The organism is Desulfuribacillus alkaliarsenatis, from assembly GCF_001730225.1.
GTDB lineage: Bacteria > Bacillota > Bacilli > Desulfuribacillales > Desulfuribacillaceae > Desulfuribacillus > Desulfuribacillus alkaliarsenatis.
The window spans coordinates 81,904-95,951 of record NZ_MIJE01000036.1; the positions used below are offsets into that span (position 1 = coordinate 81,904).

Sequence of the window (14,048 nt, forward strand, 5' to 3'; positions counted from 1 at the left end):
ATGCGAACAAAGGATTTAGAAATACTAGAATATAAAAAGGTCATCCAACTCATAGCAGAACGTGCACAAACAAGTCTGGGTAAAGAACGGGCGGAACAAATGGCCCCAACAAACAAACTTGATGTTGCAATCCGCTTACAGCAAGAAACGAAGGAAGCGAAAGCAATTCTTAATACTAAAGGGCCAATATCCTTTGGTGGTATTCGTGATATCCGTGCGCCACTACATAGAGCCAATATTCAAGGTGTTTTAAATGAAGAGGAACTATTAAATATTAGTAGCACGTTAAGGGGAACACGTTTACTGATTAACTTTTTCCAGGACTATTGGAAGAATCATGCTAAGCTTGTGCAAGCGGATAAGACAGCACTGTATCCCTATTATGAGCAATTGCAGGCACATCCACAGCTAGAAAAAGACATAGACGCTTGCATCGACGATAATGGTCAAGTGAAGGATACGGCATCTACAATATTATTACAAATACGCAGACAGATTCATACTGTCAGAAGCAGAGCTCGGCAAAAGCTAGAGGATATAATTCGCAATTCAAATCACCAAAAAATGCTACAGGATTTAATTATTACAACCCGTAACGATCGTTATGTAATTCCTGTTAAACAAGAATACCGTGGTGTGTTTGGTGGGATTGTCCACGATCAATCCTCCAGTGGAGCTACTTTGTTTATCGAGCCTCAGGCGGTTGTAGCTTTGAATAATCAGCAGCGCGAGCTTGAGGTTAAAGAGAAAAATGAAGTTGACCGTATCTTGAAGGAATTAACGGATAAGGTTGCCGTATATGCACAGGAAATTATCACAAATATTAATAATCTTATGGAACTAGATTTCGTTTTTGCAAGGGCTATCTATGCAAATGATCGACGAGGGGTATTTCCAAAGCTTAATGATAAAGGAATTATTAACGCAATTAAAGTAAGGCATCCATTATTACCTGATAAAGAAGTTGTGCCAGTAGATATTTCATTAGGTAAGGAATATAGGTCGATTGTTATTACTGGTCCAAATACAGGGGGTAAAACCGTAACACTTAAGACGGTTGGACTCTTATCACTACTTGTGAGTTCTGGAGTTCAGCCTACAACAGAGGAAGAATGTGAGTTTTCTATATTTGACGGTGTATATGCTGATGTCGGTGACGAGCAAAGCATCGAACAAAGTCTATCAACCTTCTCAGGGCACATGACAAATATTATTTATATATTAAAGGTAGCTACGCCTAAAAGCTTAGTATTGCTAGACGAGTTAGGTGCTGGTACAGACCCACAAGAAGGGGCAGCACTAGCAATGGCTATTCTTACAGACCTTCATAAGCAAAGAGTTACTACAATTGCGACAACCCACTACAGTGAATTGAAAAACTTTGCCTTCGATATGCCGCAAATGATAAATGCAAGCGTTGAGTTTGACATTCAGTCCTTGCGTCCGACCTATCGGCTTTTAATTGGTGTTCCAGGCAAAAGTAACGCATTAGCAATAGCAAGACGATTAGGCCTTAGCGATCGACATATTAAATTAGCGGAAGGCTTCTTAAGTCGTGAGCAGCAGGATGTTAACGCATTATTAGACGATTTAGAAGAGCAACGCAGAGGTTTAGAGCAGGAGAAAAAGAAGATAAAAGCTCAAGTCCAGGAATTAGAAGAAGAACGCAGCTTACTCGAGAAAGAATTTGAAAAATTTGCAATTGAGAAGGATAAGAAAATTAAGCAGCTTGAGCAACGGGCAAAGGTAGAGGTTGCTAAAGCAAAACAAGCAGCAGAAGACATGATTAATGAGCTAAGAGAAATGCAAAAACAACAGTCTACAGCAGTTAAAGATCATCTGTTAATAGAAAAAAAGAAGCAGCTTGAGGGCCTTGACGAACTGAACCTAGGGAGCAAAGACGCCAATGATAACGCTGCTTTACGTGCTAAACAATTAGTGAAATTAGAACTAGGTGATGAAGTACAGGTTAAATCGCTTCGACAGAAGGGTAATATTCTTAAAAAGGTATCAGACACGGAGTACCTTGTCCAAGTTGGAATTATGAAAGTAACATTAAAAAGAGACGACTTAGAAAAAATCAAGGGGAAACCGATTGTCCAGAGTAAGCAAATTGTCAGACTTCAAAAAGAGCATGAAAATGTCAAAATGGAGCTTGACCTAAGGGGTAAAACAATTGATGAAGCTATCTATGAAATAGAGCAATATATCGATAAGGTGATTCTAGCTGGTTTACACGAGGTATCGATTATCCATGGTAAAGGCACGGGGGCACTTCGTGCAGGGGTACAGGATTATCTTAAACATCACCCAAGGGTGAAGGCCACTCGATTTGGAGCAGCTAATGAAGGTGGTATGGGAGTAACGGTGATTACGTTATGTTAAGCTATCAGCCATTAGGTGATAGTGGCCTGCGAATTGAATTTTCTAAAGAAATTAACAGAGCAACTATAATCAAGATTCGTAGCTTCCTTGACATATTAGAAGCTCAAGGACACAAATTTATTATAGAGTCTGTGCCTGGATACAACACACTAACTGTCTTCTATAGGCCTTTGCTTATATCTTATGAGGGGCTAGTGTGCATTTGCAAAGAGCTAGAGAGGCAGCATTTTTCTACTTTTACTAATTTAACAGAAACTATAGATATACTTAATGTTAAAGATTTATCTAATGCTAAAGATACATTTAAAGTTTCCGATAGAGTGATAGAAATCCCTGTACTATATGGTGGTGAGCATGGCCCCGACTTAGAAGATGTAGCTTACACTAATGGGCTTACAGCTGAGCAGGTGATAGAAATCCATGCAGAGCCTGTATACTTAGTATATATAATTGGTTTTACACCTGGATTTCCTTACCTTGGTGAAATGTCTGAGAAGATTGCAACACCAAGACTTGCTGAACCAAGGTTGAATGTGAAAGCAGGCTCCGTTGGTATAGCTAATCAACAAACGGGTATCTATTCAGTTGACAGTCCAGGTGGCTGGAGAATAATTGGGCATACCCCTTTGAAAATCTTTAATCCAGCAAGCGATACACCCTTTTTGCTCAATGCTGGCGATATGCTGATATTCAAGTCAATTGATAGGGATGAGTATGAAGAAATTCATGGGAGGGTAGAGCATGAGCAGCATAGACATTAATTGTGATATGGGAGAAAGCTATGGAATCTATTCATTTGGCAACGACGATGAAATTTTTCCGTATATAACCTCAGCAAATATCGCCTGTGGGTTCCATGCAGGAGACTACAATGTGATGGCACAAACAATCACTAAGGCATTAGAAAATAATGTAGCAATTGGTGCACACCCAGGATATCCAGACCTAATCGGATTTGGACGCAGACATATACCTATGACACCCAGAGAAATATATAATATGCTAGTCTATCAAATTGGTGCTACCCAAGCTATGACTAAAGCGTTAGGTGCAAGCTTACAGCATGTGAAGCCTCATGGTGCACTTTATAACCTAGCGGCAGTAGATAAGGCAGTTGCTAAGGCAATTGTCGAAGCTGTGTATGATACGACACCAGAGAGCATTATTTTTGGCCTAGCTAATAGTATCCTAATTAGTACAGCTGAAGAGAATGGATTAAGGGTTGGGAATGAAATATTCGCCGATAGAACCTATAATGCTGATGGAACGCTTACACCTAGGACTGAGAAGAATGCAATCATAGTAGATGCAGAAGCGGCAATTCTACAATGTAAAGCAATTATAGAAAATCAGACTCTGAAAGCAGATACAATCTGTATACATAGTGACAATCGTGATGCAGTTATATTTGCTAAATCCTTGAATATGGGCCTGATAAATGCAGGAGTAAAGATTCAGGCAATAGGAAATTGCAGTCATGAATAATCAAAGTGTCGATGTATGCGCTACAGCAACTATAGAAAAAGCAGGATTATATGACACCCTGCAGGATAATGGTCGATATGGTTATCGGTCTAAGGGTGTACCTGTGAGTGGAGCTATGGACAATTACTCATATACGATTGGGAACCTATTATTAGGGAACTATCGAAATGACCCTAGTATCGAAATTACAATGGTAGGCCCAACAATTAGCTTTTCCCAACCAACTGAGATAGTGATAACAGGGGCAGATTTTCGGGCTATGATAAATGAAAAACCAGCAAAGCTTTGGCAACGGATAAAAATACAAGCCGAAGACATATTGACTTTTAGTCAAGCAAAACAGGGTTGTCGAGCATATTTAGCAGTGAAAGGTGGTTTTCAAGTACCACAAGTTTTAGGGAGTGTAGCTACTTACACGAAAGCTAAACTAGGCGGATTAGCTGGGAAGCGACTACAGGTCGGTGATAAAATATGCTATAGATCAAGTAATAATAGCAAAGCAAGTAATAATAGTTTTAAGAAAGCTTTTAACTATCAGGAGCGTAATTATCACTCGTTATCTTATAAATTAAGACCTAACATAAATATTCAAGATGTGGAATTGCGAGTAATACTTGGTCCTCAGCAACAATATTTCGCAGAAGAAAGCGTGCAAGCTTTATTATCAAATAGCTATCAAGTGACAAAAGATATCGATAGAATGGGAATACGACTTCAAGGAAAGCCTCTTGAATTTAAGGCATCCCCCCATCAAGCTGGCGGGCAAGAAATAATAACAGATGCCGTAGCGTATGGTGCGATTCAAGTTCCTGCGAACGGTCAACCTGTTATTCTCGGCGTGGATAGTCAAACAACAGGGGGATACGCAAAAATTGCTTGCGTAATTTCAGCAGACCTGCCTAAGGTTGCTCAGCTACGCCATTTGCAGCATGTATATTTCACTGCGGTATCCATAGAAGAGGCGCAGGCGATATATAAAAAACAAGAACTGATTTATTCCACCTTAGAGGGAATCATTAATGGATAAATAAACTTTAATGAAAATCAAACAGAAGGCCAAGGAGAGTATTTAATCTTCTTGGCCTTCTATAATAGTATATAATTTGTTATTGCATATCGACTTTAATCATTTGGTGTAGTTTCGCTTTGCTCTGGTTCTTCTATATTATTATTGTTACCGTTGCTGCCGTTATTCCCATTGTTACCAGTACTACCGTTATCTTCGTTACCATTCTCTGGTTGTTGCTCAGGTGGAGTCGTATCTGGCTTTACTAGTGTTAGTGTTCTAGACCTTGCAGACTCACCGCTATCGTTCTCAGCAGTTACGTAATACCAATAAAGTCCAGTAACCTCAGCAGAAACATCAGTGTAACGGCTGTCAGGAGTTGCTCCGATAAATTCGAATGGTCCTGACTCCGAGTTAGCACGGTATATTTTGTATCGGAAAATCTTGTCAACAGAACTGTTTTTGTCCCAAGATATTGTTATACCCAATGGTGATTCAGTTATTGTTGGATTAGTAGGTACGCTAGGAGGGTTAACTCCAGGACGAATGCTAACAACATTACTCGGTGCAGACTCCCTATCTTGGTCATCTATCGCTTTTAAACGATAGTAATACGTTACTGTATCAGAGACTAATTGGTCTACAAAGGATGTACTAGTTAAAATACCATCGTGAACTGGAGTAAAGACACCCATTGCTGAATTGCTACGCTCTAGAATGTACCCCTGTAAATCAGGATCTGTACTTGGCGGCCATCGTAATGTTACAGATGACGGCGAATGTTCTGATATACGTAACCCTGAAGGTAATACAGGTGGCATTAAATCAGGGCTATGCAAAGGATCTATTTCCGTTGGTAGCTCTAAATCAGCATCTAAAGGTCTATAGATTGAGTTATTATCTGGTAATTCATACGGTACAGGTCGCTTAATAAAATATCCAGTCTTTATTTGATCAGCTGGAGTATAAGGGCTAGGTAAATACTTCTTACCATCTACCTCCACATATTCAGCTTTAACTACTACATCACAATACTCAATTGGTTCGGTTCCCCTTACGAATATATCTGTCATTGACCAGCCTGCTTCTTGAGATTCTTGGGTTGCAAGCTTGCCAGACTTTGTGGAAATATATGCGCGAACGATATTATCTGGCTCCTGGAAGCGACTGCTTGCAGGAAAACGCTCAGGAAACTTTTCTATTATATCTTTCATTACAAGGTTAAATATTATCGTCGAACGTGAACCCTCACTGCTAGGCATTGGCGTTGGAATATCATAGCCGATAAATACACCTGCAGCTATATCTGGCGTATAGCCTAGGAACCAGGAATCTCTTGTTTCGTTCGTAGTACCTGTTTTACCTACAATGTCCCTGCTACCAAACATAGAACCGACTCGACCACCAGTACCACTTCTTACTACGGTACGTAGCATGTCATTGACAATGTAAGTCGTTTGTTCAGAGAACACAGGTGTTGGATCAAGTTGATGCTCGTAGATTACATTGCCGTTAATGTCTGTGATTTTTCTAATCATATACGGCTGATTATGCACACCTTTATTAGCGAAAGTAGCATAAGCACCAGTCATCTCTTCTACTGTAACGCCTCGCTCCATACCGCCTATAGCTGATGCTAACTGATGTCTATCACCATTTGTTATTGTGTTTATTCCTAGTTGTTCAACGTAGCCCATTCCTACCTGTGGAGATAGCTGTTCGAATACCTTTAATGCAGGAATGTTATAAGACCATTGCAGGGCAACCCTTGCAGTTGTTAACCCGTGGAATTTACGATCCCAGTTTTGTGGGAAGTACTCTCCCGTTCTAGATGATGGGTCAGGGCGAACAAATGGCACATCATCGATAATAGTTCCAGGCATTAAAATTTTCTTTTCAATGGCTGGTGCAAATACGGCTAAAGTTTTAATAGATGATCCTGGCTGACGGGTAACTCTGGTATGGTTTGTTTGGCTTCGATTAAAATCACGACCTCCACCCATGGCCCAGATAGCGCCTGTTTTTGGATCAAGCACAGTTACTCCTACTTCTTGTAACGCATCCTCAATTAATTCACCTGTAATCGGGTGATTATAATCAATGTTTGCACGGAAGTTTTCAGGATTACTAATAATTGAGTCTACTATTGTTTGCATCTCAGGCTGAATCGTTGTATAAATATGGACACCACTACTAAGTATTGCGTAATGTGCGTCATTTCTATTATCGTACAAACCTGACTCCACCAATGCCTCTGCAGCTCGATCTTCAATATCCATCATTAAGAATGGATATTTAGAATAGGCGCGCAGCTGCGGCCTTACTAAATTTTCTTCTATATTGTACTCTAAAGCTTCAGCATATTCTGACTGCGTAATAAAATTATTAATCAGCATATAGTTTAAAACTCGCTGCTGTCGACTAATAGCACTATCTAAGTTGCGATATAAATTATGTCCATGCGGATTTTGTGGTAAGCCAGCTATAATAGCAGCCTGTGCTAAATTTAAGTCAGTTGACTCAATGCCAAAGAATGCAGTAGAAGCGGCTTCAACGCCATAAATATTTGAACCATTGGCATCCCTACCAAAATATATTTTATTTAAATAGGCTGTTAAGATTTCTTCTTTCGTTAAAGCGCGTTCCATGCGTAATGCAAGGAACACCTCACGCACCTTTCTTTCCATTGATTGTTGATGGGTTAGAAAAGTATTACGTGCAAGCTGTTGTGTAATTGTACTAAAACCACTAACAATCGTACCAGCCTGAACATTTTGTTTTACAGCACGAACGGCTGCAGTGAAATTTACACCAGGGTGATTGAAGAAATCTCGATCTTCAGTAGCAATAAATGCATCAATTAAATAAGGTGAGATTTCATCTAAGGTTACAGTTCTGCGGTTTTCTTCAGCACGCAACTGACCTATTTCAGTGTTGTCATCAAAGTAGGCAAAGCCTACCTGCCATCCAGCATTTACTTGTTCTCTAATTTCCTGTTGTGATGGAGTAGGCATACCATTCACTAAAGAAGCAACATAACCAGTGACGGCACCCCCAGCAAAGAAACCTATAATAATAGCAAATACTAGAAATAGCTTAAAGCCACTCCAAAATAATTTCCCAACCTTTTTTAATTGTTTTTTTCGTTCTGCACTAAGTGCAGGTGACTTTCTTTCAGTCATGTAGGAACTCCTCTCTTCTATAAAGCAAAATAAACCTATATATAATGGCTTGCGAATTTGCAAAAAATCATATTTCATTATAACATAATTTATAGATAGCGACAAAAGACAAATAATTTGGAGTGACGGGTTTTTTGATTTAGCTATATATCAATACCAGTATTACAGCTTTTAGCATATTTTAAACAGTATATGGTGGAATGGCAATGATAGATAGGGGAAAGTAATGATAGATTACGAGGAGAAATAGAACACGCTAATACTTTTTGCAAAATTAAATAATATTAATTGAAACAAGCAGGGTAGTTTTCCAAACTTTTCGCATAGAATTTTGTAAGCGAGGTGTTTGGAGCATGCCCTTTTTTCGTTTATCTAAAACAAAAAGACGTTCTATAATAGTATTTGTTTTTTTAGTAATTACGATGTATTTTGCTATAACTGCATTTTATTATGTAGAAACAAATTTACGTCCAAATCTAATTTCCATAGCTGAAATACGAGCAAAGAAAATAGCAACTGAAGCAATTAATGACGCTATAAGTAAAAAAATTGCTGAAGAGACTGATTATCAAAGACTTTTAGATATACAGATTGATAATCAAGGTAGGGTGTCATTTGCGCAATTAAACTTCACAGAAGTATCAAGGATTTCATCGTCAACTACAATTCGTGTGCAAAACACTTTAAATATGATAGAAAGAGAAGTTATTCGCTTGCCATTAGGTATGGCATTCAACTCAGCAATATTATCGCAGTATGGGCCAACGATTCCGATAACAATAGTTCCGCAAGGGGCTGCTTTTTCAGATGTTAAATGGAGCTTTGAAGATGCTGGAATAAACCAAACATTACACGTCATTTATATAGATATAAGGGCTATGGTGAAGATTGTTATTCCTTTTGATACGAAAGAGACGGTCATTGAAACTAGATTGCCAATTGCATATTCATTGTACATAGGGGAAGTGCCACAATTCTTCTATGATGGTCGCGGCATACCAATTGGTGAGGGATCTGGTGAGGGAAGTGGAGTCAGACCGAAGGCCCCTAACATCTTCCCGCCAATCCAGTTGCAGAATTAACGCTGTATAAAAAAGAAAAATGAGTAAATATTACCACTGAGAGCATTACTTGCTTAAGGTGGTTTTTTATGAAGGTAACTAGAAAACTTAAATTTGCAAAAAAATATATTTCCAATAGTTTATTTATTAACATTAATTATTTTAAAGAAATATTTTCTAATGATGAAACAATAAGATATCGCTATATTGAAAACGAAACAGAAAATTCAACGATTTTCAGCATAAAAGCCCAGTTAATTTATACTGAGTCAATGGTAGATAATCAATTCATTATCGATAATATAATAACTCCATTAACAGAATCCAAACAAATTTATATTGACAGTCAAGAGACTATTATTGAGCAGTTAGCTAACAGAGTGATAGTTGCTAATGATGTGAAAGTATCTTCGAATATCGACAAACTTACACAGGCTGTAGTATGTGGAAACACAGTATTGTTATTAGAAGGCTCAAACGAAGCTTTGATTATAGATACACAAGGTTGGAAATCTAGAAGTATAGAAGAACCAGAAGCAGAAAAGACACTAAGAGGCCCTAAAGAAGGGTTTACAGAAGCAATAATGATAAATGTGTCGATGGTAAAGCGTAAGTTACAAACACCAAACTTAAAGTTTGAATTTGATGAAATAGGATTACAAACAAAAACAAAAGTTGCACTATGTTATGTTAAAGGTATCGTAAATGAAGGAATATTAATAGAGCTAAGAAAACGCTTGCAGGATATTGAAATAGATGGAATATTTGATTCAGGTTATATACAAGAGCTAATTAAAGACGAACCCTTATCTCCATATAAGACGATTGGAACAACTGAGCGGCCCGATGTAGTTGCTGCTAAAATTTTAGAAGGAAGGATAGCTTTATTAGTAGATGGAACACCAGTGGCATTGACAATACCACATTTGTTTATTGAATATTTTCAATCACCTGATGACTATTATAAAAATTTCTATTACTCGTCCTTTAATAGGCTTATGAGAATAGCCGCTTATTTTATAAGTTTTGCGCTACCAGCACTCTATATTGCAATTACGACATACCATCAAGAAATGATTCCAACACCATTACTATTAAATATTTTTAATGCTAGGCAGGGTATACCATTCCCGGCGATTCTGGAAGCATTGCTGTTGTTGTTTGCCTTTGAAGTATTGCGAGAAACTGGCACACGAATGCCTACCTATATTGGACAAGCTATGAGCATCGTTGGTGCCTTAGTGCTTGGTCAGGCAGCAGTTGAAGCTAGGTTCGTAAGTGCTCCAATGGTAATAGTCATAGCAATGTCTGGGATTACGGGGCTTATGCTTCCAGCACTTACTGGCTCGATGATTCTTTTGCGTGTATTTCTTATTTTTGTTTCCTCATTATTAGGGATGTACGGCTTTGTTTTTGGGTTAGCTGCTGTACTTATTCATTTACTAAATTTGCGATCATTTGGGGTGCCTTATATGACAAACATAAATATTATGGATTTAAAGAATTTACAAGACACTGCAGTTAGGATGCCGTGGTGGTTTATGAAAAATCGTCCAGAATTTATAGCCATAAGAAATAAAAAAAGGCAAAATGCTGGGAGGGTAAATCCGAAATGATAAAATTAATAGCTGTTAAAAAGCTTATTATAGTTTGTATGGTCATACTGCTTACAGGCTGTTGGAACTATAAGGATATAGATGAGCTAGGGATAATAACTGGGCTGGCTATTGATGAAGGGGAAAATAAAAACTATCTTATTACTGTAAAAATTGTTATACCTAAAGAACAAGAGGAGATGGATCCAGAATCGAAAATACTGGAAATGGAAGGTGAAACAATATTTGATTCTGTCAGGAATATGATAATGATATTCCCTAAGAAGTTATATTTTCCACACATGGATATTGTAATTATAAGTGAAAAGGTAGCTGAGAAGGGAATTGTGCATACACTTGATTTTTTAATGCGAGATGCAGAACCAAGAATCTCAACAAAGGTATTAATTGCCAAAGATTCGACAGCTAGTAAAATATTGAAGCATGAAAGGATATTTACAGGTATCCACTCGTATGAGATAGAAAGCATGTTAGAGTCCCAATCTAACTTAGCAAAAGCACCTAAAGTTAGCTTTCATCAACTAATTAATAATATAGTTAGTGAAGGAATTTCTGCTACCCTGCCAGTAATACAGACTGAACATTTTAACAAAAGAGATTTTTCAATAATTCAGGGAACTGCAATTTTTAAACAAGATATCTTAGTGGGATATTTAGATGAGAACCAAACAAAAACTTTTCTGTTTATTACAGATCAAATAGATGGAGGTCTGATTATTATAGAAAATATTGAAGGTCAAGCAGATACAAATATTGCATTGGAAATATTAGAAACAGGTACTAAATTGACACCTGAATATAATGGTCAGTTGGAAATTCAAATTGATGTATCGGGTCAGGTTGCTTTAGCAGAGGTTAGTAGGGAATATAGAGAAATAGACGAGGAAATGTTAGAGGCCGTAAAGAGGGAAGCGAATAAAAAGTTAGAACAAGATATAGTCGATTTGATAAAAATGATTCAAGCAGACTATGGTGCAGATGTTTTTGGATTCGGTAATTTAGTAAAAACAAAAAACCATAAGGTATGGCGAGATATTGAAAACTGGGAGGAAGAATTCAGAAATTTATCTGTAAATGTAGAAGTTGATTTAGAAATAATTAATACGGCTTTAAGTAAAAAATCAATTCAAGTGGGAGACTAGCATGGCACAGGCATTCGGTTTTGTATTTCTATATATCGTAATTGCAATTTTTGAATTACCTCCATTGTATGGAAACAAACGATGGAAAGAGATGGGGATATATCTAACTGTTTGGAGTATAGGTATAACATTAATAATGCTTATAAGCTTTGGAATAGCAATACCTAGCCCAGCAGAACCGCTTGAAAGATTTATCGTAATGATTTTTGGTCTATAATTATTTTAAATAAGGTGAGCCAATGTTAGAGACAGTAAATAGTAAACAAGCAATCTTTACAATCGTAATGTTTATTACAGGTAGTGCTATTATTTTTGGGGTTGGTGGGGGCGCTGAACAAGATATTTGGATTGTAATCATACTGTCTATGTTATTAGTGATACCAGTGCTTATTATGTATGCTCGAATCCTTGAATTTTACCCAGGGGAAAACCTATTTACTATATCAAAAATCGTATTTGGAACATTTTTCGGTAAGTTCATAATTATGTTATACACCTGGTATGCCTTTCATTTAGGAGGACTAGTTTTAAGAAACTTTTCTGAATATATTCAAATTGTATCATTTCCAGAAACACCGCAAATTTTCACGTTAACATTGATGACGATTGTTACAATATATTTTGTAAAAAGCGGAATCGAAGTAATAGGAAGATGGACTGTTTTATTTTTCCCAATATTACTCTTGGTTTCACTATTAGTAATCATGCTATCAATCCCTATTATGAATCCAATCTATATAAGGCCTACTTTTGAATACGGAATAATGCCAGTTATAAGCAATACTTCTACTGTTTTTGCATTTCCTTTTGCGGAAACAGTTTTATTTATAATGGTTTTTGATAAAATAAATGGTAAAGTTGGATTGCGTAAGGTATATCTTTATAGTTTGCTCATAGCTGGTAGTATGATTTTACTATCATCTGTTAAAAATGTTTTAGTATTAGGTTCGGCCGCGTCTTTATACTATTTTCCAGCACACACTGCTGCAAGACTAATCGAGGTTGGTACGTTTCTACAAAGAATTGAAGTTCTGACAGCAATAATATGTATAGCATGTGGTCTGATAAAGATTAGTATCTGCTTACTTGTTGCTACAAGAGGCATTGCGGCCTTGTTTAATATAAATGATAATAAAATATTTGTTTTTCCTACGGGTCTATTAATGATGAGCTTTGCAGTCATTATTTATAATAATACAATTGAAATGTTTAGCTGGGCGACAGAAATATATAAATATTATGCGCTCCCATTTCAATTATTAATACCCTTAATCTTATGGTTAGTTCTTGAAATCAAAATGCGAAAGCAAAAAATATTATAGTTATAATTTTTCTATAACTGGCAAGTCTGCTTCATCACGAATATAAGCAATCTCTTCCTTGTATACGCCTGTAGGTGTCTCTAAAATAAAAGCGACATCCTGCAGGCGCTTGTTTCTTACGAAATCTTTGAAAAATTGTCCGCCCATTGTTCCGTAGCCAATATCTGCGTGCCGATCTCTCTTACTGCCAAGTGGCATTTTTGCATCGTTAAGGTGAAATACCTTTAATCTGTCTAACCCGATTCGAGCATCAAAATCATCTAATATAGTTTCAAGATTGTTTACTAAGTCAAAACCAGCACTATACATATGGCAGGTATCGCCACAGACACCGATTTTGTCAGAGTGTTCTACAAGACTTAGAATTTCTTCAACTTGCTCAAAGCTAGAGCCAAGCTCAGAGCCTTGGCCTGCCATCATCTCAAGGAGAATCGTTGTTTGTTCCTCGCCTGTTAAAATCTCATTTAATGCTTGTGCAGTTCTTTTTATCCCAGCTTCAACTCCGCTGCCAGCGTGAGAGCCAGTATGAACAACAACAAATGGAACTCCTAGCTTTTCTGCCCGCTCTATGTCTAAGCTCAGGATTTCTTTTGCTGCTGTAAAGGTTGCCTCAACGGGAGCCGCCAAGTTTATTATGTAGGGTGTATGAATAACTAATGTATGGATACCATTTTCCAAAGCTAAAGCTTGTCCCTTAGATATGTCTGCATCAACTAACTCCTTCGCTTTACCGCCCCTTGGGCTGCGTGTGAAAAACTGGCACGCGCTTGCGTTCATAGCAACCGCCTCTTTAATAGCGCCGTGAAAACCTTTTGCAAATGATACGTGAGCACCTATCTTCATCTAAAT

General features: G+C 37.5%; 11 protein-coding genes. 9 read left to right on the plus strand and 2 right to left on the minus strand.

Annotated elements, in window-relative coordinates; all coding sequences use genetic code 11:
- From BHF68_RS14770 to BHF68_RS14785, 4 genes are read left to right on the plus strand one after another with little or no spacing between them, the layout of a single operon-like run.
- Entirely contained in the window at nucleotides 1–2,385 is a 2,385-nt protein-coding gene (locus BHF68_RS14770) for an endonuclease MutS2 (protein WP_069644439.1), read from the plus strand.
- Nucleotides 2,379–3,146: a 5-oxoprolinase subunit PxpB gene (gene pxpB / locus BHF68_RS14775; protein WP_069644440.1), complete on the plus strand. Its 768-nt coding sequence runs from the start codon at nucleotides 2,379–2,381 to the stop codon at nucleotides 3,144–3,146. The genes BHF68_RS14770 and pxpB overlap by 7 nt, the downstream gene beginning before the upstream one ends.
- Nucleotides 3,127–3,870 carry a LamB/YcsF family protein gene (locus BHF68_RS14780; RefSeq protein WP_069644441.1) on the plus strand — a complete coding sequence of 248 codons (744 nt, stop codon included), beginning with the start codon at nucleotides 3,127–3,129 and terminating at the stop codon, nucleotides 3,868–3,870. Before pxpB ends, BHF68_RS14780 begins: the two co-directional genes overlap by 20 nt.
- Nucleotides 3,863–4,897 (plus strand): 5-oxoprolinase subunit C family protein, encoded by a 1,035-nt coding sequence (locus BHF68_RS14785; RefSeq protein ID WP_069644442.1) that lies wholly within the window; start codon nucleotides 3,863–3,865, stop codon nucleotides 4,895–4,897. Before BHF68_RS14780 ends, BHF68_RS14785 begins: the two co-directional genes overlap by 8 nt.
- 95 nt (nucleotides 4,898–4,992) lie before the next feature.
- On the opposite strand, the gene BHF68_RS14790 is transcribed toward BHF68_RS14785, so the two are convergent.
- Complete coding sequence (locus tag BHF68_RS14790; RefSeq protein ID WP_069644443.1) at nucleotides 4,993–8,058, minus strand: transglycosylase domain-containing protein; 3,066 nt, start codon at nucleotides 8,056–8,058, stop codon at nucleotides 4,993–4,995.
- Between the two features lie 353 nt (nucleotides 8,059–8,411).
- Here BHF68_RS14790 and yunB point away from each other — a divergent pair, with 353 nt between their 5' ends.
- The 5 genes from yunB to BHF68_RS14815 all read left to right on the plus strand — a co-directional run bounded on the left by yunB (nucleotide 8,412) and on the right by BHF68_RS14815 (nucleotide 13,199).
- A complete protein-coding gene (yunB, locus tag BHF68_RS14795; protein ID WP_069644444.1) occupies nucleotides 8,412–9,140 on the plus strand; it encodes a sporulation protein YunB in 729 nt (242 codons plus the stop codon).
- A gap of 68 nt (nucleotides 9,141–9,208) precedes the next feature.
- Complete coding sequence (locus BHF68_RS14800; protein WP_069644445.1) at nucleotides 9,209–10,735, plus strand: spore germination protein; 1,527 nt, start codon at nucleotides 9,209–9,211, stop codon at nucleotides 10,733–10,735.
- Complete coding sequence (locus BHF68_RS14805) at nucleotides 10,732–11,877, plus strand: Ger(x)C family spore germination protein (protein ID WP_069644446.1); 1,146 nt, start codon at nucleotides 10,732–10,734, stop codon at nucleotides 11,875–11,877. The genes BHF68_RS14800 and BHF68_RS14805 overlap by 4 nt, the downstream gene beginning before the upstream one ends.
- Nucleotide 11,878: 1 nt before the next feature.
- Entirely contained in the window at nucleotides 11,879–12,094 is a 216-nt protein-coding gene (locus BHF68_RS14810; RefSeq protein ID WP_069644447.1) for a hypothetical protein, read from the plus strand.
- A gap of 22 nt (nucleotides 12,095–12,116) precedes the next feature.
- Nucleotides 12,117–13,199, plus strand: coding sequence for a GerAB/ArcD/ProY family transporter (locus BHF68_RS14815; protein ID WP_069644448.1), 1,083 nt, complete (start codon nucleotides 12,117–12,119; stop codon nucleotides 13,197–13,199).
- On the opposite strand, the gene BHF68_RS14820 is transcribed toward BHF68_RS14815, so the two are convergent.
- Nucleotides 13,200–14,042: a deoxyribonuclease IV gene (locus BHF68_RS14820; protein ID WP_069644449.1), complete on the minus strand. Its 843-nt coding sequence runs from the start codon at nucleotides 14,040–14,042 to the stop codon at nucleotides 13,200–13,202. It abuts the gene before it with no gap.
- Nucleotides 14,043–14,048 lie beyond the last annotated feature (6 nt).